Origin of the sequence: Allobosea spartocytisi (assembly GCF_014764685.1) — a bacterium.
Lineage (GTDB): Bacteria > Pseudomonadota > Alphaproteobacteria > Rhizobiales > Beijerinckiaceae > Allobosea > Allobosea spartocytisi.
On sequence record NZ_JACXWY010000010.1, the window covers coordinates 56,824 to 81,638 of the forward strand.

Genomic DNA, 24,815 nt, shown 5'->3' on the forward strand with positions numbered 1-24,815 from the left:
ATTCGGAAGCGAAGTCGGCAGGCCATTCCGATTTGGAGCCGACACCCTGAAGGCGTACGGGAGGCTTGGGTCAGCTCCTCTGGCAGACGATTTCCGTTTCGACCGCGACGGAGATTGTGATGCCCACGGAGTGGAAGCTGACCATGCGACAACTGCGGCAGATGCTGCGTTTGGCAGAAGCCGATGGCGCGGACATGCATTTCATAAGCCTCGTGACTCTTGATGTCCTGCATGACTTTTCTCTTGACCCTCTAGTGACCTCAGCTTGGACAGAGCACTCCTTGCATCGCCAAGAAGCGGAGACGATCCATGACCGGCGCTCGGAAACCGAAGGTTGAGTTTGTCAGTTGGAAGGTCGGCGGCATGGATTGCACCAGCTGTTCGGCCAAAGCCTTGGGTAAAGGACGAACGGATTGAGCTTCTGCCGTTTGCATCACGTTGATTCGCCTCAGTAGTCCTACCCGGCGGGCAGAATGGGCAGCCCTGGTTTGCGGATCGCACCCGTTCCGCCGCGCTGATCGGGCTTCTACCGGACAGCGCCGATACGATGACCGACCTCGTCGGCCGCTGGTCCGCTTCCGGAGGGGGGCAGAGATTGCGGCCGCCCGCTGCGGTACAGCACTATTTGGCCGAACCGTCTGGCTGAAGGAGCTGCATTTCGACCAATTCACTCCCGACGAAAGGTTGCGCCAGTTCTTGAGGAGGTTTTGTTCTTGGTGAGGACGGGAGGTTGGCTAACAGCGGCTCCGATCCCGTGGACCGCAAGCTTTGTCGTTCAACGCCGGAACCGGTGGCACCATTCACCCGGGCGGTGTGAGGCTGCATCTTCGGCGGCCTGATATACGACGACGACATTGGGTCGCGGCAGTTTTGAAACCTGGCCATCGCGGGCAGGTAAACCATCGTCGAACGGGACTGGGAGCCCAGCATGCTCATAAAGATGACCACGCTCAGGCTCAGGCTGGTGATCGGTTTCATGCTGGTCAGCGTGCCCGCCATGTTAGGCTCGGCTTATATCGCCGCCCAGTTGATTTCGGACGCCTTCGAGGACAATGTCGAGCAGTGGCTCGGCGAGACTTCCCGTTTCTTCTCGCTTGATATCGCCGAAGCGCAGCAGGAGGCGCAGCGCGTCGCGAGCGTCGTCGGCCGCCGGCTGGAGCAGACGACCGACGACCAGAAGATGCAGCGCGCCGCCGAGGGCGAATTCGCCGTGCTGAGTACCGTCGGCTACGACCTGATCGCGATTTACCGGCCCAATGGCGAGATGCTGTTCAAGACCCGGGACTTCACCAGCATCGGCCCGCTTCCGACCGAGACTGGCCAAGGGCTGTTCCGCATCGAGGCAGACGGCAAGCGCTGGATCATGGCCGGCGCCGTCCAGTCCGTGGACCTCAACGGCCAGCAGACCAATGTCCTGGTCGGGACCTGGCTCGACGAGGCACATCTCGGCGGCATCAAGGTCGTGACCTCGCTCGACGTTCGCCTGTTCGCCGATTTCGACGGACAGCTCCAGCCGGTCGTACAGACCCATCCGGATCGGCGCGCCGCTATCCCCAAGGCAATCCGCGCGCGGCTCGCGGCCGGCGAGGAGCGGATCTTTGAACCGGCCGCTGACGGCGGCAACTATCGCGCCGTCTATTCCGGCTTTCGCGGCATCGACGGTGGGCTTGCGGGTGTCAGCTTCATCGGCCTGCGCCGCGAGGCCGGTTTCTTCGAGCAGCTCGGGCAGGAGAGCCTGTTCCTCGGCATCTTCGTGCTCGGCAGCGTCATCTCCATCCTGGTCGGCCTCCTCATGTCGGCGGTGCTGGTGCGGCCGCTACGGGCGCTCACCCGTGGCGTGCGGGCGATCGCCGCCGGCGATTTCGACCAGCGCGTCCCGGCCAGCGGCGGGCGCGAGATCGCCGAGCTGGCGACGGGCTTCAACGGCATGGCCGAGCAGCTCGGCAAGCTCCAGGCGCTGGAGCAGGAGCTGCGCCGCCGCGACCGGCTTTCGGCGCTCGGCCAGGCCGCGATGGTGATCGCGCATGAGGTGCGCAACCCGCTCGGCATCATCAAGACCTCGACGGAGGTGGTGCGCAACCGCGCCAAGCTCGGCGACTCCGAGAGCAAGATGCTGGGCTACGTCATCGACGAGGTCCGGCGCATCGAGACCCTGATCCGCGGCTTTCTCGACTTCGCCCAGCCGAAGGCGCCGGTTATGACCGCCTTTCCGCTGCGCAACGTGATCGACCGCGTCGCGGCGATCGCGGAGCCCGAGCTCGCCACGCGCAAGCTCTCGCTGCTGGTGGAGGACAAGACGGACAACGCCATGATCAAGGGCGATGCCGACCAGCTCCACCAGGCCTGTCTCAACCTCGTCCTCAACGCCATGGACGCGATGCCCGAGGGCGGCGTCATCCTCGCCACCGTGACCGGCGACAGGGAAACCGTCTCGCTGACGATCCACGACGAGGGCGACGGCGTGCCGGAAGAGATCCGCGCCGAGATCTTCAACCCGTTCTTCACCACCAAGGCGAAGGGCACCGGCCTCGGCCTTGCCAAGGTCCAGAGCGTGGCCGAGGCTCATGGCGGCCGGGCATCTTGCGAAAGCCCGGATGGACAGGGCGCAGCCTTCACGATGACGTTGCCCCGCGTAGAATCCGGAGCGGCGCCATGACCCAGAGCATCCTGGTCGTCGACGACGAAGAGCGGCTGGCCGACGTGCTGGCGGCCGCGCTGGAGGATCTCGGCTACCGCGCCACGGCGGTGACGAGTGCCCAGGCCGCGCTGGCCGAGCTCGAGCAGGCCCATTTCGACCTGGTTCTGACGGATCTGCGCCTGCCGGTCATGGGCGGGCGCGCCCTGCTGCGGGAGGCGCGCAGCCGCTGGCCTGGGAAGCCGGTCGTCGTGCTGACCGCCTTCGCCACCGTGCGCGACGCGGTCGAGCTCGTGAAGGAGGGGGCTTTCGACTACATCGCCAAGCCCTTCGAGATGGAGGATGTCGCGGCCACGATCCGGCGTGCGCTGCGCCTCGCCGAGGTCGTGCGCGACAACGAGCGCCTGCGCAGCGAGCTGGAAGGGCGCTACAGCTTCGACACGCTGATCGGCAACAGCCCGCCCTTCCGCCGGGTGATCGAGCAGGTCACCGAGGTCTGCGAGACGCGCGCCACCGTGATGCTGAACGGCGAGAGCGGCACCGGCAAGGAGCTCGTCGCCCACGCCGTGCACTTTAACAGCCCGCGCCGCAACCGGCCCTTCGTCGCGGTCAACTGTGCCGCCATTCCCGAGGCCCTGCTCGAGAGCGAGCTCTTCGGCCATGTGAAGGGGGCCTTCACCGGTGCGCTCTCCGACCGGATCGGCCGCTTCGCCGCGGCCGATGGCGGCACCCTGTTCCTCGACGAGATCGGCGACATGCCGATGGCGATCCAGGCCAAGCTGCTGCGCGCGGTGCAGGAGCGCAGCTTCGAGGCGATCGGCGCCAATCGCAGCCAGACCGTCGACGTCCGGCTGATCGCGGCGACCCACAAGGACATGCGCCAGGCCGTGGCGGACGGGCGCTTCCGCGAGGACCTGTTCTACCGGCTCAACGTCTTCCCGATCCAGCTACCGGCCCTGCGCGAGCGCGCGGAGGACATCCCGCTGCTGGCTGGCCATTTCCTGACGGAGCTCTCCGATTCGATCGGCAAGCGCGTCACCGGCTTCTCGCCGGCCGCGCTCGCGGCCATGGCCGGCCATGACTGGCCGGGCAACATCCGCGAGCTGCACAACTGCGTCGAGCGCGCCGTGATCGTTGCCAAGAGCCCGACGATCGACATGCCCGACCTGCCGCGCGACCTCTTCGGCGCCCCGCGCCGCAACGGCCGCGACGCGCTGCCGCGCGATCTCGACGCCGAGCTGGAGCGGATCGAGCGCGACTTCATCCTGGAAGCCCTGCGCCGCAGCGATGGCGTGCAGGTCAAGGCCGCACGTCTCCTGGGCATAGCCGAGCGCAGCCTGTGGCATCGCATCAGGAAACTTGGCATCAAGCTCGGACGAACGGTGGCGGAATGACAGGCCTGCACGAACCGGCGGCCTGCCGGGGTGATTGCAAGTGCGAAGCCTGATAGAGACAGCGGGCCCTCGCGGCGCGCCGGAGAATGTGGATGGCTATGCGTACCCTGAGTGCCTGCTGCCTGGGCCTCTTCCTCGCGACCGCGGCGAGCGCCCAGGAGGCGGCGCCCAACCTCGCCGATCCGACGCCCGCCAAGGGCTGGATCGTCACGCTCGGCGGCTCGCTCCAGCTCGGCCCGAAATATGACGGCTCCAGCTCGGCCGGCCTCTCCTTCATGCCCTCGCTGAGCTGGCGCCGCGTCGGCGAGAAGCCCGGCTTCAGCGCACCGGATGACAGCCTGGACTATGCGCTCTACGAGACCGACCGCTTCAGCGTCGGCGTGGCGGGCGCCTTCAGGAGCGGTCGCTATTCCGGCTCGAACAACCGGCTCTTCGGCCTGCGCGACGTGCCCTGGTCGGTCGAGGCCGGCGTCTTCGCCGAATTCTGGCCGATCCTGGATCGCCTGCGCACGCGCGTCGAGGTCCGTCAGGGCTTCCACGGGCATCACGGCGTCGTCGCGGACCTCTCCGCCGACTGGGTCGAGCGCTTCGGCCGCTTCACCCTCTCGGGCGGGCCGCGCCTGGCGCTCGGCTCCGCCTCCTATATGCGCCGCAATTTCGGGATCACGCTGCCGGAATCACTGGCAAACGGCTATCTCGCCGCCTATCGCCCGTCCGGCGGCGCCAAGAGCATCGGCCTCGCCTCGGCCCTTGAATATACCTGGTCCGAGCAGTGGTCGACGACGCTGTTCGCGCGCTATGACCGGCTGATAAGCGAGGCGGACCGCTCGCCGCTGGTGCGCACCAGCGGCCAGCGCGACCAGTTCACGGTCGGCCTCGGCATGAACTACTCCTTCCAGTTCGGCAATTAGGTTTCGTGGACAAAGCTTGACGGCAAGACTCGGGATTGATTCAAGGCTGCCTTTTGGAGGCAGCTTTGGGCGAACGGATCGGTCTTTCGGATGAAGAATGGGAATTGATCGGCCCGCTGCTGCCCTCGGAGCGCGGGCGCGGCTGCCGACCCGCGGGTGACAACCGCCCCTTCTTCGAGGGCATGATGTGGATGGCGCGCACCGGCTCGCAGTGGCGCCACCTGCCGGACGAGTATGGCAAGTGGAACAGCGTCTTCCGCCGCTATCGGCGTTGGGTCGAGACGGGAGTTTTCGACGCCATGCTCGAAACCCTGGCCGAGATGGCGGGCCGGGAGCGATCCGCCGACATGATCGATAGCACCATCGTCCGGGCGCACCACTGCGCTGTCGGCATAAAAAAGGGACTCAAGCGGCCGAGGCGCTTGGCCGATCGCGTGGTGGGTTCACCACGAAACTCCACGCCTCTTGCGACGGAAAAGGCCGCCCGCTCGGCCTCGTCCTGACGCCGGGCGAAGCCCACGACGTGAAGGGCTTCGGCCCGCTGTTCCGGATGATCGCCGATAAAGCCAAGGCGCTGCTCGCCGATCGTGGCTATGACGCGGATGCCATTCGGGAGGAGATCGCGTTCCACGGTGTCCGGGCCGTGATCCCGGCGAAGCATGGCCGTCGCAACCCGGCCCTTCATGATCGCGACAAATACCGCCAGCGCAGCCGTGTCGAACAACTCTTCAACAAGCTCAAGAACTGGCGTCACATCGCCACCCGCTATGACAAAACCAGAGAGTCCTATCTCGGCTTCGTCAGCCTCGTATCAGCATTGCTGTGGCTACCCTTTGTCCACGAAGCCTAGTTACTAGATCGGAGGCCGCACTGCGGCGTCGAGAGCAGCAGTCCGTTCCAGATCAAGCTTGCCGGACTTAACGCGTCATTCTCTTTTCTTCCAGAAAAGTACCCGTTCCCGCAATATCGTGCCGTACATCCGCGGCGCTGGCGAATGACACCTGGGTCGATGACGGCAAGTCCCGCTTTCTCGCACAAAGCTATGACAACTCGCTGTCTTGCCATAGCATCCCTAGACCCGCAAAATGCGTAAAGCTGTAGCGCCATCCAGACGATCGATATCCGGCACTGGTGCCGGACGCGCCGCCGGCAGATCAGAAGCGATCGAGACAGCCGCAAACTCCGGCGGCACGCGCCGTCCAAGTAGCCGGTCTCGCCAGCGATAGGTCTGTTGAGCCTGGATGCCATGGCGCTTCGCTGTGGCAATGACGTTACCGCTGGTTGCCGCCTCCTCGACGGACGGCGCGCTTCTCTTCCCAGTTCCAATGCCTACGCCGTACATAGGTCTCGTCGCACACAGCCGTTCTCCAGCACCACTGCTGGCATCGATGCCAAATCAGCGTGACGGCAGGCTGGACAGACACTCACCTTCGAACAAGGCGCCCTCGGCGGAGGGGTACCAAAATGCGCGTGTCGCTAAAGGTAGAGTACTGCGCACCTCTCGTGCGGCGGCGCGATCGGCGAACTGCAGGTCGGGTCGGACGAGATCGTCGCTGCTGGGTCAGCCGCTGGCGGTGCAGATCCAGGATCGTCATCAGTTCTCGAAGCTGGACCACCGCCACCGCCACCGCCTCTCGCCGACTCCGATCGGCGGGCATGATCGACCACAGGTGGAAAGCCCGATGCTGCGGGGGGCGCCCCGCAGCATCGGGCCAGGACACCAGCCAGAGAATTTTCGGCGCCCACTTTCGGGGAGAATTCAACGCCCGGCCACACGGTCAGCGCGGTTCACGAGATGGATGACGGTCATGTCCCGCTCGATGCGCGACGCGACCGGCGGTCCGATGTCGGAATTCACCCGAGCCTTGAGGGTTCGCCATCGGCGTCGAGACGGATCGCAGGCAGTTTAGGGGGACGGTCAGCCACCGTCGCAGCCGATGCTTCAGACACTTGTCGAGAGGGGCCGCCTCGGAAGGCTCTTCATCCTGTCAGGCGGCTTCGCTGCTGCTCGTTGTTCGCCGCCTGCTTGTATCACGTCAGCCGCGAGATGTGCGGTCCGGCGGCAGTAGGGCCGAACCTAGCGAGAATCGATCTTTGCCCACCATGCCAGCGGTCAAGCGGACCTGCTTACGGGTCCCGGCATACGTCGCGTCAAGTCCGCCGGCCGACAGCGAGCTTGGCCGCCTCCACGGCGCCGGTGCACTGCGGAGCAATCTCGACGAGGACGACGTCCGGGCCAGCCGCCCCAGTCCAGAAGCGGATCACCTGGGTGACGCCCCAGACCGGATTCTCGCTCACACGTGTGACGACCACGGGCGCTGCGGCGCGGGCGCAGGCAACGACTTTCTCAGCGTTTTCGCGCGGGATGCCGAGCGCCGAGAGCTGGCGGGTGATGGCCCCCTGGACCGGATCGAGGATCAGGAGCGAGACCAGCGCGGCGATGAATGTTTGCATGACGATTGATCTCCATAAGGTCGCCCACTTCTGAGCGCTAGCCACGGATCGTCTTCGCTGGTTGGCGATGTGACCTCACCTTCTGTACAAGCTGAGGTCGCTCGAGGTTCAAGAGAAAAGTCCGGCGTGCTTTCCGAGCAGACCGGCATCCTGAAGGAAGCATTCGCCATGCGCGCCGCCGCATCCCTCGTACGATGGAACACCACGATGCGTCGGCCTGGCCAGCATTATCCTCACAGTGATCTTGTCGTCGAACGTGCAACGGAGCATCAGGCTCTTATCCGCGCATTTCTACGTTCGCTTTGTCCCATGCTACGGGACGAAATCGTTCATGCGAATGGTGTCCAACTGCAAGCTGATCACTCTCTTCAAGAAGTCTAATCGCCCCTTCCGGACATAGAGCTTGTAGCTCGCGACCGCGAACGCATCAGGGTTCAATTCGTACGTCGTATCGTTAACCTCCAGCGTATTCACGAAACCTTCTTCGGAGCGATACGGCTCAAGAACTCGCGCCTTGAGATTAGGAGGCATAAGATCAATCTGTACCGCGTAGGCTAGGGCTTCGTGCCATGAGCGTGGAAGCTTATCATAGCTGCCCGCCATAAGTTGAGCCAGCTCCGCATGAACAATCTCGTGCTGCAGGATTGAATGAGCGAATTCCTGGTCCCAGGCGAGTCCCCAAGGCCTTCGCTGGGAGATCCAAGGCGAATGAGAGCTCGTCATCTGCAGTTCTTTGGTTCCAGCCCGATAGATGCCGCTGACGCGGATGAGGCTGGTTTCGTTGGTTAGCGGGTTGACCACATCGACGTAGACTTCGCGTTGAAATCGGATCGTCAGCTCGGGATCAATCCTCAACTCGCCTCGCTCGAAATAGTGAAGGACTTCCTCGATAGCGCGACACGCTTCATCACGTTCGTCCAGAGAACCATCGACAAAAAGCCGTGTATGACCACAGGCGGCCTGGACGGAAGTTAAACCGAATGTCGATGCGAGCAAGCCGGCCCAAAGCCAAATGGAAAAAAATCGAGCTTTGCGTCTCACCGCAACATCCATCACGAGGCCCGCCTTGGCGCGCTGCTCAACCTAAAACAACGGCGAGGCAAGAAAAACCTTAGTGCATGTGAACCTGTCGTACCAGCCCCTGCGCCTCCAACTTGGCGCTTGACACATCGTCCGTCTTTTTACTTGTGCCGCCTCATGCGGATCGATTGGCTTCCGTGCGAGCTTGCCTTCCGAAGAAGGCACCTCGCCGCTGACGAAACTGTCCTCCAGGGGCCAGGCCGCGCCACACAGGATCCCGACATCGGCGACATTCGAGGCTGACCCGTCGGGCTTGAAGAGCATGCTCAGGCCGGAGCCGGCGAAGAGCGCGTTCTTTCGGGTCAGGGCAATGATGGAGTCATTGTGCTCCCGAGCAATCCCGACCGGAGCCGCCCCCCACGGCCCGACCCTAGATGCGCAGCCGAGCTCCGAGGCATCGTCATGGATTGACGCCGCTGTGCGGAACGAGACCGCGCCTGCAGCTGCGGTGCCAATCCCCTTACCATTGCCCCCTGGCCCGACCTTCGCGCCGCTCCTCGAGCCAAGGGCAGACAAGATCAGCAGCATCCGCACAACATTACCGATCTGTATAGCTCAGGTCACATGGCTCCAACGGTGGGACGCCCATATCTAATGGGTTCCATCGTCGCCGGATGCTTTGGCGCTACCTTGCGAAGCAATCCGGAGGCCCGAGTGCGCATTCGTCTTCAGTAAGACCCGGAGGCGCAGCCTCAATATTTGCCCGGGCAGAGTGGCTCGGGAGGGAGAGCGACTATGTCAGACCAAGTGCAAGCCGCGCAGGCAACAGCGGAAGGAATGCAGTGCCCGATCTGCCGGGTGGCCTTGGTCATGACCGAGCGGCAAGGGGTCGAGATCGATTACTGCCCACGATGTCGCGGTGTCTGGCTGGACCGTGGCGAGCTGGACAAGATTATCGAGCGAAGCGCGATGCAGCCCGACGCTTCGGCCCCGCCGGCGGCAAGCTTCTTGCCTCAACCGTCGCCAACCCCAGCGCAAACCCCAGGCGGATTTCTGCCGCAGCCGGGGTCTGGAGTCTATCCGCCGCACTATCCCGCTGGCCAGTACGCTGCCGATCCACGTTACCGAGACAGTTGTGACTCTCGGGAGGGCGACCGGCGCCGAGGTTCGTTTCTGTCTCGGTTGTTCGACTGAGCAAGAAGCCGTGCCGCTCCTGAGACCGCTCCCGTTCACACCCGGCCAGTTGACCCGAATGACAGCAGTCCTTGTTGCTGAAACCGCCAGAATGCAGAACGCGCCCGTATTCCGCAACGCCGGCGCGGGCCAGCAGCGTGGCTCGTCTTAGCGGGCATTCTAACCGCCATTGTGGCTCTCCTCGCCGTTGTCCTCGGCGACCGGCATCAAGGCCGGTTCGAGCCGACCCTCGTCGAAAATGGTCGATTGCTACCCGGCCGCTTTCGATGGCCTCGAACCTTGCTGACAAGCCGCTGTCTCCCTCAACTCTTGGCTTGCAGCATCCTCGGTACACCCACCGGCTCGTGAGTTCGCTGTGTCGGACTATTGAGACCGGTCGCGGCGCGCGGCTGCTCGCTCGAGCCGCGCCGGGGTCGAGAGCGCGACAGCTAGACTATGCTCGCCCCACGCGGAATTCCGTTGGAGATCGGTATCGCGCGGCACGGACTCGAGTTGCCTGACCTGGCGCGCTAGGCCGTCGACAAGGACTGGCGGACCATCATCGCGGGCGGCGGCAACGGTACCATCAACGCCGTTGTCGCAACCTGGTCGGCAGAGACGTGATCACCCGCGACGCTGCTCACGAGCGCCCGTCCGCGAACCCCGACCGATTATAGGAGAGAGCCAGCATGGACACGCGAGAGCACCAAGAGGCGATCAAAGAGGCGGTCCACAACCACGGCAACCGGCGGGTCGCGCTCCTGATCGCAGTCCTTGCCGCCTTCCTTGCCCTCACCGAGATGCGGGGCAAGGGTGCGCAACTCGATTCGCTCGCCGCCAACATCGAGGCCGCCAACCTCTGGTCCTTTTTTCAGGCCAAGACGATCCGGCAGACCACGCTGCGGACGGCTGCGGAGGGGTTGGAAGCAGTCGGGGGCGCCGGCCTGCCGACGGATCGCGCGGAAGCCGTCGTCAAACGCGTTCAGGCATGGCGTGCGACGGCCGAGCGCTACGAGACCGAGCCCTCCACCAACGAGGGTCGCAAGGAACTCATCGCGCGCGCCAAGAGCGCCGAGGCGCAGCGTGATCGCGCCCTCTCCGCCTATCACCTCTATGAATATGGCGCCGCCGGGCTGCAACTCGCAATCGTGCTGGCCTCCGCGTCACTGATCGCGGGGGTGGCCTGGCTCACCTGGCTTGGTGGTGCACTCGGTGCTGTCGGAGTGGCTTTCGCCGTGCTCGGGTGGCTTGCTCCGACCCTGGTGCACCTATGATGGCACTGGATTGGGGCGGGGCATCCGCCAACATGGCGCCGGCCGTCGCGGCCCGGGGGGCAAAGTACCGAAAGGCCGAACGGCGCGCCCTCCTCTTCCGGGAGAGGCGGACGCTGGGCGCAGCGTGAATTGAGTAGGCACACGTGGAGCGGACGCATTCTCCTTGCGAAAGAAGATTTCGCGAGCCTGTCCCCAATGCAGAGCAATCCGGAGAAGCCATGACCACCAGCCACTCTGCACAACATCCAGCGTTTGACCGTCGTGTGGAAAAGGCTGCACTGGCGCAAGAGATTAAGGAAAGCCGCCGCGCAGTTCTCGTCGTGAACACGCGGTCGCGGCGCGGTGCGCGGGCCTATTCGGAGGCGAAGCGGCGACTCATTGAAGCGGGAATCATTCTGGACGCTTCCTATCCGGTCCGGCATTCTGAGAGATTGCCGGAGATCGTGCGAGAAGAGATCGCCAAAGGGCGCAAGTTCATTATCGTAGGCGGAGGCGATGGCACCATCAGTTCGGTGGTCGACCATTTTGCCTATGTCAGCGTCGTCCTCGGAGTGTTGCCGCTGGGTACAGCCAACAGTTTTGCCCGCACGCTCGGGATTCCACTTGATCTGCCTGGAGCGATTGACATCCTAGTCAGCGGGAAGGTCTTTGATGTCGATCTTGGCAAGATCAACGATGGCTACTTTGCCAATGGGTCATCGATCGGAATGCCGGCCGTTATTGGACGGGCGACACCGCACGCCTTGAAAAAATGGCTTGGCCGGGGCGCGTACCTTCTGGTCGGGGCAAGCAAGTTCATGCGTTATGGGCCTTTCCGATGCATCATCACCATCAATGGTGAGGAAACCTCATTCGATGCGCTCGACGTTCGGATTGCGAATGGAGGATATCAAGGCGGTGTTCTGGTTGCGCCCGACGCCAACCCTGATGACGGCCAGATCGTCGTCCATATCCTCACGGGGCCGTCCAAATGGGCGTTGGGCAAGGAATGGGCGCGCGTCGCCCTCCGCGCCCCGTTTAGGGCTGCCGATATTGAGGTCCTCAAAGCCCCAGAGCTGGTGATCGACACCGTCCCAAAACAGGACGTTGCCGTCGATGGCGAGGTCATCACGAAGACGCCGATCCGAGTGTCGGTCGGACGTGAAGCCCTCATTGTGATGGTGCCCCCAGCGTTCGTTGAGCGCGTTGACCCCGGTTCAGAAGGCACAAGCCAGGGGACCATGACGTGAGATGGATCCTGATCTATTTTGCAGAACGGTTGGCGCGTGATCCGGCCCTGCGGACTCGCCTCCGCGCTGTGCTCAACGGCCTTGGAAGACGGGGCGGACGTCGTCGTTCGGAGGACCTCACCATCGATCAAGCCGGGTCAAGGCCGTCCTGGCAGGCGTCACAAGAGGCTCTACCACTCCCCCGTGGCGGCGGCAGGCGTGCTCAAACCCTCATCTGGATGCTCGGCAGCGGACTGCTCTTACTCTGGGTGGTACTGGTCGGCCTCGCTTACGGACTTTGGGCAATGTTCGGCGACTGGGCTATCACGCAGGCGGGCGACATCAGCCGCGGCGTGGGGCTATCGGAGTTGGCCGGCCCGATTGCGTCGTTAGGAACTCGCGTCCGTGAGCTGGTTGGGCCGGCTCTGGCGGTAATGGGTATTACGGTTTCGGCGGTGATCCTGATCGTGACCGCCTTTACGGCCCGGCTGCTGGGCGGTCCGATAAGGCGCTGAGGTGTGTGTGACATCCCGCTGTCGCTCGACGAAGCCTGTCTCGCTGTCACTGAGAACAAGCAGGCGATTGATCGCGACGGACATCGCGATGTTGAGCCGGACCGGGTCCGAAAATCGATCGGCGCCACGGCCAGAGAGCTATCCACAATGATCAGCCCATGAGGTCTCGATTGCTCGCCTGAGACATTTCCGCGCCGACATCGGTCGCAATGCGGCTCCCGACCGCTGGTGGCTACTCGACCATTTTCCGGTATCGATCCAGGGTTCGGCGCACGAGGTCGGCCTCGTCGAGCGCGACATGTGCGAAGTGTGCGACGAGGGAGGCAACGCGCGTCCGCTCGCGCTCCTGATCGCCGTCAGGAACACTCGGTCTCACCTCGTTCCAAACGAGATCGAACGCCGCATGCGCGCGGGCGACGTCGATAGGATCGTTCAACGAAGAAAACGGCATGGTCCGATCATCATGTTCCGGTGGTCGCCTTCGCGAACCGCCGGATTGTGCAATCCCAGCATCCTGCGACGATGGCGCGCCTTTTTTTAGGAGATGCGACGATGGCGACTGGCACCGTGAAGTGGTTCAACGCCACGAAGGGTTTCGGCTTTATCGGCGCAGCGGCGAAGCGCGGTCTGCTGATCAAGGGCGGCAAGTATGTCGAGGCGATCAAGAGCGCCGACGTCGTGCTCGTCGATAAAGCCGGCACACTGACCACCGGCAAGCCCAAGGTCACTGATGTCGTATCGCTCGACGGAGCCGCAGAGGCGACGTTGCTGCGGCTCGCCGCTACGGCGGAACGCCATTCAGAACACCCGCTGGCCGAGGCGGTCCGCGTTTACGCGCGAGCAGCACCCGCGCCCCGGCGAACCTGAGCGATTTGAAGCCTTGCTGGGCAGGGGCATCCGTGCTGTGATTGAAGGCCAGACGGTCGTGATTGGCAATCGTCGTCTTGTTCCCATCGACGATGGTCACCCGATCGTCTCCCGTCGGGAATCCGAAGGAAAGACGTTGCTGATCATGGCGATCGATGGCCCACCCAGCGGCATACTGGCTGCGATGGATAATGTGCGGCCGGAGGTTTCGACGGCCATCGATGAAATCCGGAAGCTCGGCATTCAACGCCCCGAACTGCGGACCGGAGGCAACGAACGGACTGCGGCTGCCATCGCCAGTCCGCTCGGGATCGGCTTCCAGGCAAACCTTTTGCCTGAAGACAAGATCCGCGCTGTCCGGGAATTGCAGGCCAAAGGCCATCGCGTGGTCATGGTCGGAGATGGCCGACGACGCGCCTGCCTTGGCGCAAACCGACGTCGGCATCGCCATGGGCGGCGGGACGGATGTTGCCATGGAGGCTGCACACATCGTGTTGATGCGCGAGGATTGGGGCTTGATGGCCGATTGCTTCAGGATCGCGCGGCGAACCATGGCCGTGGTGAAGATCAATGTCGCCGCGTTCTACAACCTGGCGGGCCTTTCCCTCGCGGCCTTCGGGATAATCCCATCGGACCCTGGCGGCTTCGCTCCAGGCGATCCTGATATCGGCATCCTGGCGAATTCGTCGCGCCTGATCCGACAGAAATGAGGTTTCTCGGCCGGGGCGTGTTCGATTGCCCCTGCTGGAAACTAACCCGAGGCTGACCACGGTCAGACCACCATCGCCAATCCCAACAGGAAAGGGAAACGACCATGACACTGCAACTCGGCGACGTCGTTCCGGACTTCACCGCGGAAACGACAAAAGGAGCAATCAGCTTTCATGATTGGATTGAGGGCTCCTGGGCAGTGTTGTTCTCTCATCCGAAGAACTTCACCCCCGTCTGCACCACCGAGCTCGGCGATGTTGCGCGCTTGAAGCCGGAATTCGACCAGCGCGGCGTCAAGGTGATCGGGCTCAGCGTGGATGAGCTCGCCAATCACGGCGAGTGGGAGGATGATATCGAGGAGACGCAGGGCCAGCGCGTCAACTTCCCGCTCATCGCCGATTCCGATCGGAAGGTCGCCGGCCTGTACGGGATGATCCATCCCAATGCCAGCGACACGATGACGGTACGCTCGGTCTTCGTGATCGGACCCGACAAGAAGCTGAAGCTGTCGTTGACCTATCCGGCGAGCACCGGACGCAACTTCGATGAGATTCTGCGCACGATCGATTCACTTCAGCTCACAGCGAAGCACAGCGTGGCAACCCCGTCGAATTGGCAGCAGGGCGGCGACGTGATCATCGTCCCATCGTTGTCCAGCGAGGCCGCCAAGGAGAAGTTTCCGGCCGGCTGGAAGGAGCTCAAGCCCTATTTGCGCGTGGTGCCGCAGCCCAAGGGCTGAGGCGAGAGCCTCGTCCCCATGACGCAGGAGGAGGTCTATGAAACCCGACGTCTGGTGCGCTCGATCCAAAGCCTGCGCAGTGATCGATCCAGTATTTGACCTCGATCCCGCCTCGGGGCACACCAGTTGTAGGCCAGTCGAGCTTATTCCGAGCTTCGTGCGAGAGCGAGGATTGCGGCTCGACTGGATCCTCGACACCCACATCCATCACGACCACATCTCCGGGGCCTCCGAGCTGAGACGGCTTTTGGGCGGGGCAATCGCGATCGGTGATCGCGTTGGCGAGGTCGCTAACGCAATCGCGGATGTCTACGGCTTGGAACCCCGCTTTGGCACGCTCGATCGGTTCGACAGGTTCCTGGCAGACCGCGAAGAACTCCCGCTCGGAGACTTCACGATCAAGGTGCTCGCTACACCGGGCCACACCTTTGATCATCTAAGCTTTGTCGTCGGTGACGCCGTATTCACAGGCGATACGCTGTTCATGCCCGATTCCGGTACCGCACGATGCGATTTCCATCGCGGCAACGCCGGCGCGCTCATTCAATCGATCAAGCATATCCTCGATAGAGCCGACGATGTCGATTTGTTCGCGTGCCATGATTATGGCGCGGGCGGGCGACGTGTTCCTGCTTGGCAAAGCACGGTCGGAGCGTAGCGTCGCGCAAACATTCATATCGGCAATGGCACCGATAAAAGTGAGTTCGTTGCCCTTCGCGAGAAGCGCGATGCCAGCCTCGATATCCCGTGCTGATGTTGCGCTCGTTGGGGCGAAACTGCGCGCCGGCGGACGCCCCACTATGGTCGTGAATCAGGGTGATGAGCCACACGAATTCAGGGACAGAATGATATTGATGCAACGCGCTCCTTCCGGAGGCAGAGTTCGATCAAAGCTGGTGGGCCGAAAGCTTGGGTACCTCGCGGGGCTGCTCTTCGGAACGATTGCTTCGGCCTCAAACAGTCACGCCGAGCAAATCGACAGGGGCCAGATCCAGACGATCATCCGCGAATATATCCTCGAAAATCCGCAGATCATCGAGGAAGCCCTGACCCAACTGCAGCTTCGCGCTCAAAAGGCGGAGGCCGAGGCAAAGTCCGCGGCACTCCTCGCTGAGCGATCCGCACTGCTGGAGTCAAAAGGCGATATCGTCATGGGCAACCCCAATGGCGACGTATCGCTGGTCGAGTTCTTCGACTTCAACTGCGGCTACTGCAAGCGCGCCGCTCCCGATGTCGCTGCTCTCGTCGCCGGCGATCCGAAGCTGAGGGTCGTGTTGAAGGACCTGCCCGTTTTGGGACCGGGCTCGGTTGAAGCGGCGAAGGTCGGCCTAGCCGTGAAGCAAGTGGCCGGCGAGACCACGGCAGGCGAGTTCCACAAACGTCTCATGGATTCTCGAGGCCGCATCGATGGTTCGAGGGCTTTACAAGTGGCTGGCAAACTTGGGATCGACACCCAACGCCTGAAATCGGTTGCGGCGACCAAGGAGATTGAAGTGCAGATCTATACGAATCTCGATCTCGCGCAGCGGTTGGGCGTGACCGGTACCCCATCATTCGTGGTCGGCAATCAGCTTATGGTCGGTGCCGTTGGTCAAAAGCCGTTGGAAGAGGCCATTCGGGCAACACGAAAATAGGACGTTCAACCGTAGCAGCTGCCGGTGGCGCCATGTCTCTTCACTATCGCGCTCTGGCTCCCAATTCTGATCGGCGCTGTTGCTTTGGGGAACAGAGAGATGCGTGAGAGCAAGGTGCCTCGCTGTTCGCTGCCGATCGGAAGGTTGGCCGAAGACACTGGTGTCAAGGTTGAGACGATACGATATTACGAACGGATCAACCTACTTCCGAGGCCAACGCGGTCGGGCGGCAATCAGCGTCGCTACGCTCAGGGCGATCTCAAACGCCTAGCATTCATCAAGCATGCGCGGGATCTTGGCTTTTCCGGAGAAGGGATTAGGGCTTTACTGCGGCTCTCTGAGAGCCCCGAACTAGCCTGCGGCGAAGCCCATACCGTTGCTGCCGGCCATCTGGCAGAGGTCCGCTGCAAGATCGGCCACCTGGGCTCTCTTGAAGCCGAGCTCCAACGGATTGCAAAGGCGTGTTCCAGCGGCGTCGGCGTCAGCGATTGCGCTCTTATCGAGGCGTTGGCAGGCCGTAATTTTACTCAGGGATGATATGGAGAACTGACTGGATGCCGGCCTTCGCGCAGTTTTGCAGCAACATCAGCGCGACCTCGCTACGGAACCGCAGTTGTTTGAGACGAGGCGATTTCGGCAGCGCCAAGGATCGCGCCCGGTCCTGCATCCGTAAGCAATTGAACAAGCACCACCAATGCGTCCGCGTCGCGTGCATTAGCGGGGCGGTCTATGAGCAATGGCTCGTTGCCTGCGAGCTTGAGATCGCCGATCTTTAACGCAAGGCGCGTGGCATTACGGTAGGTCACCGTCTTACCCGAATTTTCACCACTCTCCATCAAGACCGTGACCCGCCGGCGCACCCAGAATGCCCAAATCTCCGCGCGCGGCTTGGTTTGCGTCATCGCAAGCGAAGGCTTCACGTCAATTGCGATCCGGCTCCCAACATGCCGCAGTATGACCCCTAGGTCGGGCGCGGCAGAATCAGTTTGTGCCTTCGCGATTGCCGCCAGGATCTTATTTTTGTCGCTTCCGATAACATGGACTTGACCGTTGATGACGGCCTGTGGGGTATAAACTTGGCGATCGCCCCGGCTCATTCCATAGGCCTTCTGGCGCTTTGTGAAGACCGGCTCGGCTAAAGTGTCCTTCCAGCCGAGATAGTTCCAGTAGTCGACATTCAGCGAGAGCACGATAAGATTCTGATCGTCCGCAAGCGTGTCCAGCAAGCTGTTGGCAGGCGGTGATACCGAGCAGCCTTGGCTGCTGAAAAGCTCGATGACGGCAATCGGCTTCACACCTTCCCCTGCGACTACGGGAGCTTGAGCAACGGAAATCAGTGCCGCAGTCATGACGAAAGCTACTAGCGCCTTGCGCAGTCTTAAGGCGGGTCTGGAAGGCGATTTCAAGTACTCAGTCGCAAACACAAGTGCCGCGCCTCCGAAGCGTACGGCTCCGGCTCGAAAACGTCCCGCCACCTGCGGCACATTTTTGTCGTTTTGGTTCAAGCCAGAAATCGCGTCCTGTATGGGTGGCAAACTGCAGAACTAGGCTGCCGCCCCGCGCACTATAACTCTTGAGCCGGCGAGATTAAGCCAAAATTAGCATCTCTCGGCAGGAGACCTGGGATTGAGGGTAGATCGGTTTCGTTCTCAACCGAGCCAAGCTTAGCTCTAGTTTTTGGAGGTATCCTCGCGTTTTCGTGCCAACTTCGAGCGGCGCTTTCGCAGTGGGACGGCATTAAACCCCGTACAGCGCGCACGTCGCGAAATTTCGCTGTTCTGGCACGGCCATTGCCATGCGAATTCCTGGAAGCCTGAAGAGCCGTTTCATCAGGCTATGCTCACATACGGGTTTGGAGCACGGTCTGAAGCACATTCGGCAAGATCGATCCGGCCCCGGGCCTCTCAAGCTCTTCGGCGCCACGGAGTGCCCGCTGTTTCAATGTCACCGGCCACGCGCGCCGTATTGCGCCGCACAGAGAAGGAGCCGGCATGCAAACCGCCCGCAATCGGATCTTGATGATCTACCCCGCCTTCAACGCCAACTCCTTCTGGAACTACAAGGCGACATGCGCGCTCGCCGGAGCTCGCCATCCTGCCGCTCCGCTGGGATTGATCACCGTCGCGGCCCTGCTCCCGACGACATGGGAGGTCCGGCTCGTCGACCTCAACACCGAGGAGCTTGGTGCAGGCGATCTCGACTGGGCCGATCTCGTCATGACCGGAGGCATGCTGCCGCAGCAGGACGGTGCCCTGGCGGTCATCGAGATGTGCCGATCGCGCGGCAAGCCCGTCGTGGTCGGCGGGCCTGACGCGACCTCGACGCCGGATATCTACGCCGCCGCCGATTTTCAGGTACTTGGGGAGGCGGAGGAGATCATGGCCGATTTCGTCGCCGCCTGGACGGGTGGTGCGACGAGCGGCGTCTTTCGCGCCGAAATGGGCAAGACCGACGTCACCAAGAGCCCGACGCCGCGTTTCGACCTTCTGACCTTCAAAAACTATCTGCATGTCGGCGTGCAGTTCTCGCGCGGCTGCCCGTTCAATTGCGAGTTCTGCGACATCATCGAGCTTTACGGACGCGTGCCGCGCACCAAGACCAACGCGCAGGTCATGGCGGAGCTGGATGCCCTGCACGCGCTCGGCTATCGCGGCCATGTCGATTTCGTCGACGACAACCTGATCGGCAACAAGAAGGCGCTGAGGCAGTTTCTACCGGCTCTCACGGACTGGATGAGGGAGAAGAACTCCCCATTCGAGTTCTCGACCGAGGCCTCGATCAATCTTGCCGACGACCCCGCCTTGATGCAGGCGATGAGCGAAGCCAACTTCTTCACGATCTTCGTCGGAATCGAAAGCCCCGACGCCGATACGCTGGTCTCGGCGCAAAAGAAGCAGAACACCCGCCGCAGCCTGGCGGAGAGCGTTCACAAGATCTACCAGGCGGGGCTCTTCGTGAACGCCGGTTTCATCCTCGGCTTCGACAGCGAAAAGGGCAGCGTCGCGCGCGGCATGATCGACTGCATCGAGGATACCGCGATCCCGATCTGCATGGTCGGCCTTCTCTATGCCCTGCCAAATACCCAGCTGACGCGGCGCCTGGACCGTGAAGGCCGCCTCACACTTCCCGATGATGCAGACCATTCGCAAGGGCTGGGCGACCAATGTACCGCCGGCCTCAACTTCGTGACCAGCCGCCCGCGCCGCGACATTCTGTCGGACTATAAAGCGGTCTTGGAGGCCGTTTATGCGCCCAGCGCCTTCTTCGGCCGCGTTCGGCGGGTCGGGCGGATGCTCGACTGCACCCATCGCCGGCTGGAACTGCCCCAGTCAATGGAATGGCAGGAGCTGAAATCATCCTGGCGCCTGTTCTGGCGGATGACGGTCGCGAAGGGGGACGTACGGCGTGAGTTCTGGAAGACCGTGCTCGATTGCCTCGCCAATAATCGTCAAGCATTGCCCTATGTGCTGATGATGGTGGCGCTCTACCTGCATCTCGGCCCGTTCTCCCGGCATGTTATCGCCCAGGTGCAACGGCAGATCGACAATCTGGCCGACGCTCCATCCGCAGCCCTTCCCGGCCGGCTGGAGAGATCGGAGGCCGTTGTGGCTCTGGCGTGAAAGCAGCTCAAGGGTGAGCCGTCTGTTTGTGAATGATCTGAGCCCTTAAAACTGGATCGCTTTGAGCATTGCCTGCAAGGGAAGGACGCAACCAGGGCTACGGTCCACACAAGACGTTGTACAATCGCTTCGTCCGCTGGAGCCGGTTGGGCGTGTTCGACCGCATCTTCGCCGGGTTGGCGGGCGAAGGGCCGAAACCTGAGCGGATCATCAGCAACGCGACGCATCTGAAAGCGCATCGAACCGCGGCAAGCCTGTCAAAAAGGGGCTCTTTACCACTGCATCGGGAGCACGAAATACCGCAGCAAACCTGATGGTGTCGCGGGGCTTCAAAGCCGCTACGGGCTTCGCTACCAGATGCCGGTGTAGGAGGCATGCGCGCAATACCGTCCGCGCGACGACTCCCGCTATGGCCGCGGCGGGTGTGAGCAGCCGGCGCCGCCGACGAATTAAGAGCGGCGACGATAACAAAGATGCGGATGTACATGATGGTGGTGGCGACGGCGATAGCGCCGCCTAGAGGCACCTCAGGGACAAGGCTCGCTGGAGCCGCCCTGGATGACCGATGTTTATTTGGCAACGACAGCCCGGCCGAGGGAACGGCAAACCGCATAAGGGCTGTCGGTTGCATGATTGCGCCGCCTTTCATATCATCAATAGGAAATATAATGATAACATAGGAAAGGATCGGCGCTGGTGAATGCGGCTGTGATGATTCGCGCTGTGCTTTTCAGCGTGCTTGCCTTTGGGCCGACAGTTGGCCACAGCCAGCCCGCCGTGGTCGACGCTCCTGCGGGCGACGTCGCTCTCGTCGAGCTCTTCGACTACAATTGCCCCTACTGCCGGAAAGCAAAGGGCGACATCGATGCCCTGATCAAGGGCGACACGAGGCTGCGCGGTGTACTCAAGGAGTTTCCGGTCCTTGGGCCGGACTCGGTGGAAGCTAGCCGAGTAGCAGTAGCTGCCAAGCTCCAGCTTCCCCCAGATAAAATGCGAATGTTTCATGACAAGCTGATGGAGACGCGCGGGCGCGCCAGTGGGGATCAGGCCTTTGCCCTCGCCAAGGAACTCGGGGCCGACGTCGCGAAGCTCCAGAAGGACATACAGGCTGGAGCCATCAGCACGGTCCTCCACGAGAATGCGGCCCTTGCTGACAAGCTCGGCATCACGGGCACTTCAACCTTCATCTTGAACGAAGACATTATCGCGGGCGCCGGCGGCCTAGAGCCTGCGCCGAGCCGTCGAGAACACGCGACGCTGCGGCAGAGCAGCGTGCGAGTGATCGAACAAGCTGCCAACGCCCACAGCATCGGAGAACCATCGTGAGAACGCGACGTCATTTGGTTGGGCTCATGGCGGCCTGCGTGCTGGCCCCGCTGCCGCACGGCCCCGTTTTCGCACAGAACGCGTCGGTTCAGGAGCTCGGCGAAGTCGGCCCGCTCGGTGACGTTACACTTGGGCCCGCCGACGCCAAGGTGACGATCATCGAGTACGCTTCCTTGACTTGCTCGCACTGCGCAGCATTCCACAAGGATACGTACCCGGAGCTGAAGAAGCGCTACATCGATACGGGTAAAGTGCGCTTCATCCTGCGCGAATTCCCGCTCGACCCGCTCGCGACCGCGGGCTTTATGCTGGCGCGATGCGGGGGAGCGGACAAATACTATCCGATCACCGACCTTTTGTTCGACCAGCAAAGGGCTTGGGCATTCTCGGACAAGCCGCTCGAGGCGCTGCAGGGCATGGTGCGGCAAGCCGGCTTCTCGCAGGAGAAGTTCGAGAGCTGCCTTAAGGACCAAAGGCTCTATGACGCGGTGAACGCGGTTAAACAACGCGCGGCCGAGAAGTTCAAGGTCAACTCGACGCCGACGTTTTTCATCAACGGGCAGCGTCATCCAGGCAATCTGACGATCCAGCAGATCGAGAAGGTCATCACCCCAATGCTGGGATCGTAGGTCAGGAATCCCGCATCCGGACAGCTACCGAGCATGACAGTGATCGTATCAGACACCGCGCGAGTTGGCGAAAGCTCACTTGGCCAGAGGGGCCCCTTGGCTCTGCGCCGGAAGGCCGAGCACATGGCCAAGCTGTGCCGGGGGTTGTCCGACCCGTCGCGGCTCTCGATCCTGGAGGCGCTGCGCTCCGGCGCGCTCACCGTGTCCGAGATTGTGCAGGCAACAGGCCTCGCTCAGTCTAACGTCTCCAACCATCTGGGATGCCTTTACGATTGCGGCTTGGTTCGGCGTGGCCAAGAGGGTCGCTTCGTGCGCTATCGACTCAGCGATGCACGTGTCGAGATGCTGCTTCGTCTCTCGGAGGAACTCTTGGCCGACACCGCACGTGGTGTCCTGGCCTGCACCAAGCTCGGCAGCCGCGACGCATAACGTCTATGTTTAGGGAGAGTCTCGGATGCAAGCCGGCCCTTGAGCTCGTGCCCCTTTTCGGGTGCCACGGCGCTCGCACCGGGCTGCGAGGGGCGCGGTTGCGCTCTCAAGGCCCTCGTTGGCTCGTCAACCGGCCCTTATCAGCGTCCGGGATCATTGTTGCGGCGGTGGTCGGCTCTGCTCGAGCGCTTGACGGATTTCGTGGCCTGGCCGGCTTGGCTTGCTGCGGTTGTCCTCGGTGGTCAGCTATGGCCGGGGCAGCTGCCCGACGAAGCGGGCAAGGTGCAATCGACTGAGTCCACGATCGGCCCCTGCGCGCTGCAGGACTTCAATCTACTACGCCGCCCGCTACGGCTTCCGGCCGTCGAAGGTCGCCTACCTGGCTTTGAACGCTTGGAAGGATGTGGAAGAGGGGACCGAGCCGCTGAACACCCTGAGAGCGCGCGGAGGGCTTACGATTTCGCCACCATCAACCGCTGGCTTCAGGTGTTCGTGGTCCGGTTTTTCGCCACGAGCCAGTTCACGCGGCCGGCCATGCCGAATGGCCCCCAGGTTTCTTCAGGCGGTTCGCTGTCACCCCGAGGTGACTGCCGCGCACCATCTGATTCCGTCTGCTCGAGTGTGGCTCGAGGAGTTCGAACGCGAGGTGCCGGCCGGCGTAGAATCTGTACCCCCTGACCGGATTGTCGCGCATATCGGGGGGAAACCATGGCTACTCGATCTCCTGTCGGCACCACCGCCTGGACGCTCCGCAGCCCATTTGCGAAATGGTAACCCAGACCCGGGAGTATGATGTCATGAGATGGTCTCAGCGTTTCGTTGGATCTGGTGACCCGCGCCGAGAGGCGTGTAGCGGTCTTTCGCGACGCCAACTCGCCCTTGGTGTCTTCGCTTGCGCACTCGTGCCTCGCACAGTAGCTGGGAGGTCGGTCTCGCCTGGTGCACCGCCGGTACTCGACCTGGAGAATCTCTATGCCGGCGCGATCGGCCGCACCCGGTTTGCACCCGAGGTCGAGGCACTTGCCGGGCAGGTCGTCGCGGTCGATGGCTATTTTCTTCCCCACCTGCGCCCCGGCGCTGGGTTTACGTGCATCGCGGGGACACCCGCCATCACGTGCCCACACTGCCGCGAGAACATGTTCACAATCCCTTGGGACATGGTCGTGTGGTATCCCTCGGAGGATGACAGACCGATCGTAACCGAGGAACCGGGCCGTGCTGTCGGGGAATTGGAGCTCGGCGCCCGCCGGGATCCGCGGACCGGCTTCGTGTCTGTCATACGGCTGAGAGGTCGTCCAGCACCTACGTCCTAGCGGCGCGGCCGAACGGGGCGCCACGCCTTCACGCGCGCGACCGCGTCTTCGACATCCCCCGGCGACATGCGTTGTTCGAGCGGGCCAATGGCCTCATCAGCCATCAGCATGATCGAGTCGTCGCCAAGCGCACGGGCAATCGTCAGCCATTTGTAGGCTTCCGCATCGTCCTGAAGCACGCCATCGCCGGCGGCGAAAAGCCCACCGAGATGGAACGCGGCGGACGCATTGCCCTGTCCCGCTGCGGAGAACAGAAAGCGTATGGCGCGGTCCCGGTCCTTCGGTCGTCCTGCGCCATACAAATAGGCTGTAGCGACAACATTCTGGGCCTGTGCATGCCCGAGCACAGCGGCTCGCTCGTACCAGTCCAGCGCCATACCTTGGTCGCGCGCCACTCCGTCGCCGCTCTCATGCAGCAGCGCGAGATTGTACATTGCCTTGGGCTCACCAAGCTCCGCCGCCTGGCGAAGTAACGAAAGAGCCCTGGCCGTGTCCTTTGGGAAGTCATCAGTGCCTGAGGCAAGGAGGCGCCCGAGGTTATTCATTGCCTCGGCGCTGCCCGCAGCAGCGGCCTGCTCGTACCAGAACGCGGCCCTTCTCGTGTCCCGGCGAGCGGCGCCATCCTCACGTTCGGCCAGGAGACCACAATGTAGCGCCTGTGCCGGCGGCAGGTGTGCCGCGGCGCAAGGCTCGGTCGCCGGTTCGGCGCAGGCCGTCGTGACGCTTACCAGGAAGAAGATCCCCATTGAGATGGAGGCTCGATCCCTGGGCGCTCGCAGCTGCCATTGTGCTAGTCGCATGGCTGTCCCTTAGGCGTCAAGGCGGCAAAGGTGGAACTGTTCGATTTCGTCGGGATCGGCAGCCAGGTCAAAGGAACCAGCCGAGCCGCCCGTCTCGAACTTCAGCCGCCTGGCCATGAGTGCGACGCATGACAACCTGCGGACCTTCCGCCAAACGCTTTTA

The 24,815-nt window shown here is 62.6% G+C and carries 23 protein-coding genes and 4 pseudogenes; 22 read left to right on the forward strand and 5 right to left on the reverse strand.

What is annotated here, in order from left to right; translation table 11 throughout:
• Nucleotides 1–65: 65 nt before the first annotated feature.
• The 5 genes and pseudogenes from IED13_RS16745 (at nt 66) to IED13_RS16765 (ending at nt 5,790) form a co-directional block, all read left to right on the forward strand.
• Nucleotides 66–338, forward strand: a complete 273-nt coding sequence (locus tag IED13_RS16745; protein ID WP_089172820.1) for a hypothetical protein — start codon at nt 66–68, stop codon at nt 336–338.
• Nucleotides 339–928: 590 nt separating this feature from the next.
• Nucleotides 929–2,656 (forward strand): sensor histidine kinase, encoded by a 1,728-nt coding sequence (locus IED13_RS16750; RefSeq protein ID WP_191124826.1) that lies wholly within the window; start codon nt 929–931, stop codon nt 2,654–2,656.
• A complete protein-coding gene (locus tag IED13_RS16755; RefSeq protein ID WP_089172824.1) occupies nt 2,653–4,029 on the forward strand; it encodes a sigma-54-dependent transcriptional regulator in 1,377 nt (458 codons plus the stop codon). The genes IED13_RS16750 and IED13_RS16755 overlap by 4 nt, the downstream gene beginning before the upstream one ends.
• 92 nt (nt 4,030–4,121) lie before the next feature.
• Entirely contained in the window at nt 4,122–4,940 is an 819-nt protein-coding gene (locus tag IED13_RS16760; RefSeq protein ID WP_157732855.1) for a MipA/OmpV family protein, read from the forward strand.
• Nucleotides 4,941–5,044: 104 nt separating this feature from the next.
• Nucleotides 5,045–5,790, forward strand: a pseudogene (locus tag IED13_RS16765) (IS5 family transposase).
• Nucleotides 5,791–7,091: 1,301 nt separating this feature from the next.
• Here the strand turns inward: IED13_RS16765 and IED13_RS16770 are convergent.
• Both IED13_RS16770 and IED13_RS16775 read right to left on the reverse strand, forming a co-directional pair.
• On the reverse strand, nt 7,092–7,394 hold the full coding sequence (locus IED13_RS16770; protein WP_089172826.1) for a hypothetical protein: 303 nt from the start codon (nt 7,392–7,394) through the stop codon (nt 7,092–7,094).
• A 312-nt stretch (nt 7,395–7,706) separates the two neighbouring features.
• Nucleotides 7,707–8,447: a hypothetical protein gene (locus IED13_RS16775; protein WP_089172827.1), complete on the reverse strand. Its 741-nt coding sequence runs from the start codon at nt 8,445–8,447 to the stop codon at nt 7,707–7,709.
• An 804-nt stretch (nt 8,448–9,251) separates the two neighbouring features.
• On the opposite strand from IED13_RS16775, the gene IED13_RS29360 reads away from it, so the two are divergent.
• The 4 genes from IED13_RS29360 to IED13_RS28580 all read left to right on the forward strand — a co-directional run bounded on the left by IED13_RS29360 (nt 9,252) and on the right by IED13_RS28580 (nt 12,584).
• On the forward strand, nt 9,252–9,608 hold the full coding sequence (locus IED13_RS29360; protein WP_089172909.1) for a TFIIB-type zinc ribbon-containing protein: 357 nt from the start codon (nt 9,252–9,254) through the stop codon (nt 9,606–9,608).
• Between the two features lie 668 nt (nt 9,609–10,276).
• Entirely contained in the window at nt 10,277–10,861 is a 585-nt protein-coding gene (locus IED13_RS16785; RefSeq protein WP_089172829.1) for a DUF4337 domain-containing protein, read from the forward strand.
• A gap of 218 nt (nt 10,862–11,079) precedes the next feature.
• Complete coding sequence (locus IED13_RS16790) at nt 11,080–12,090, forward strand: diacylglycerol/lipid kinase family protein (RefSeq protein WP_089172830.1); 1,011 nt, start codon at nt 11,080–11,082, stop codon at nt 12,088–12,090.
• A complete protein-coding gene (locus tag IED13_RS28580; RefSeq protein ID WP_157732856.1) occupies nt 12,087–12,584 on the forward strand; it encodes a hypothetical protein in 498 nt (165 codons plus the stop codon). Before IED13_RS16790 ends, IED13_RS28580 begins: the two co-directional genes overlap by 4 nt.
• Nucleotides 12,585–12,816: 232 nt before the next feature.
• Here the strand turns inward: IED13_RS28580 and IED13_RS16800 are convergent, their stop codons facing one another.
• Entirely contained in the window at nt 12,817–13,035 is a 219-nt protein-coding gene (locus IED13_RS16800) for a hypothetical protein (RefSeq protein ID WP_068078947.1), read from the reverse strand.
• Between the two features lie 101 nt (nt 13,036–13,136).
• Between IED13_RS16800 and IED13_RS28585 the strand changes: the two genes are divergently transcribed.
• The 7 genes and pseudogenes from IED13_RS28585 to IED13_RS16825 all read left to right on the forward strand — a co-directional run bounded on the left by IED13_RS28585 (nt 13,137) and on the right by IED13_RS16825 (nt 17,072).
• Nucleotides 13,137–13,451 carry a cold-shock protein gene (locus IED13_RS28585; protein ID WP_157732857.1) on the forward strand — a complete coding sequence of 105 codons (315 nt, stop codon included), beginning with the start codon at nt 13,137–13,139 and terminating at the stop codon, nt 13,449–13,451.
• 13 nt (nt 13,452–13,464) lie between these two features.
• Nucleotides 13,465–13,797, forward strand: a pseudogene (locus IED13_RS29365) (HAD family hydrolase); the annotation flags it as partial.
• A gap of 55 nt (nt 13,798–13,852) precedes the next feature.
• Nucleotides 13,853–14,161, forward strand: a complete 309-nt coding sequence (locus IED13_RS28885; protein ID WP_248307694.1) for a hypothetical protein — start codon at nt 13,853–13,855, stop codon at nt 14,159–14,161.
• A 104-nt stretch (nt 14,162–14,265) separates the two neighbouring features.
• The gene (locus tag IED13_RS16810) at nt 14,266–14,901 is read left to right on the forward strand and encodes a peroxiredoxin (protein WP_089172834.1); all 636 of its coding nucleotides are present in this window, start codon (nt 14,266–14,268) and stop codon (nt 14,899–14,901) included.
• Between the two features lie 37 nt (nt 14,902–14,938).
• On the forward strand, nt 14,939–15,559 hold the full coding sequence (locus tag IED13_RS16815) for an MBL fold metallo-hydrolase (RefSeq protein ID WP_191124828.1): 621 nt from the start codon (nt 14,939–14,941) through the stop codon (nt 15,557–15,559).
• A gap of 142 nt (nt 15,560–15,701) precedes the next feature.
• Nucleotides 15,702–16,535: a DsbA family protein gene (locus IED13_RS16820; protein WP_248312629.1), complete on the forward strand. Its 834-nt coding sequence runs from the start codon at nt 15,702–15,704 to the stop codon at nt 16,533–16,535.
• Nucleotides 16,536–16,634: 99 nt separating this feature from the next.
• A complete protein-coding gene (locus tag IED13_RS16825) occupies nt 16,635–17,072 on the forward strand; it encodes a MerR family transcriptional regulator (RefSeq protein ID WP_089172836.1) in 438 nt (145 codons plus the stop codon).
• Between the two features lie 62 nt (nt 17,073–17,134).
• On the opposite strand, the gene IED13_RS16830 is transcribed toward IED13_RS16825, so the two are convergent.
• A complete protein-coding gene (locus IED13_RS16830; RefSeq protein WP_157732859.1) occupies nt 17,135–18,040 on the reverse strand; it encodes a DUF1223 domain-containing protein in 906 nt (301 codons plus the stop codon).
• A gap of 486 nt (nt 18,041–18,526) precedes the next feature.
• On the opposite strand from IED13_RS16830, the gene IED13_RS16835 reads away from it, so the two are divergent.
• The 6 genes and pseudogenes from IED13_RS16835 to nadE all read left to right on the forward strand — a co-directional run.
• The gene (locus IED13_RS16835; RefSeq protein ID WP_210323645.1) at nt 18,527–20,155 is read left to right on the forward strand and encodes a B12-binding domain-containing radical SAM protein; all 1,629 of its coding nucleotides are present in this window, start codon (nt 18,527–18,529) and stop codon (nt 20,153–20,155) included.
• A 98-nt stretch (nt 20,156–20,253) separates the two neighbouring features.
• A pseudogene (locus IED13_RS16840) lies at nt 20,254–20,433 on the forward strand (IS5/IS1182 family transposase); the annotation flags it as partial.
• Between the two features lie 418 nt (nt 20,434–20,851).
• Nucleotides 20,852–21,481 carry a DsbA family protein gene (locus IED13_RS16845; protein WP_157732860.1) on the forward strand — a complete coding sequence of 210 codons (630 nt, stop codon included), beginning with the start codon at nt 20,852–20,854 and terminating at the stop codon, nt 21,479–21,481.
• On the forward strand, nt 21,478–22,110 hold the full coding sequence (locus tag IED13_RS16850) for a DsbA family protein (RefSeq protein WP_377801176.1): 633 nt from the start codon (nt 21,478–21,480) through the stop codon (nt 22,108–22,110). The genes IED13_RS16845 and IED13_RS16850 overlap by 4 nt, the downstream gene beginning before the upstream one ends.
• A gap of 123 nt (nt 22,111–22,233) precedes the next feature.
• Nucleotides 22,234–22,539 carry an ArsR/SmtB family transcription factor gene (locus tag IED13_RS16855; RefSeq protein ID WP_089172841.1) on the forward strand — a complete coding sequence of 102 codons (306 nt, stop codon included), beginning with the start codon at nt 22,234–22,236 and terminating at the stop codon, nt 22,537–22,539.
• A gap of 276 nt (nt 22,540–22,815) precedes the next feature.
• A pseudogene (gene nadE / locus IED13_RS28890) lies at nt 22,816–23,191 on the forward strand (NAD(+) synthase); the annotation flags it as partial.
• Nucleotides 23,192–23,848: 657 nt separating this feature from the next.
• Here the strand turns inward: nadE and IED13_RS16860 are convergent.
• Complete coding sequence (locus IED13_RS16860; RefSeq protein ID WP_191124830.1) at nt 23,849–24,598, reverse strand: tetratricopeptide repeat protein; 750 nt, start codon at nt 24,596–24,598, stop codon at nt 23,849–23,851.
• Nucleotides 24,599–24,815: the final 217 nt, after the last annotated feature.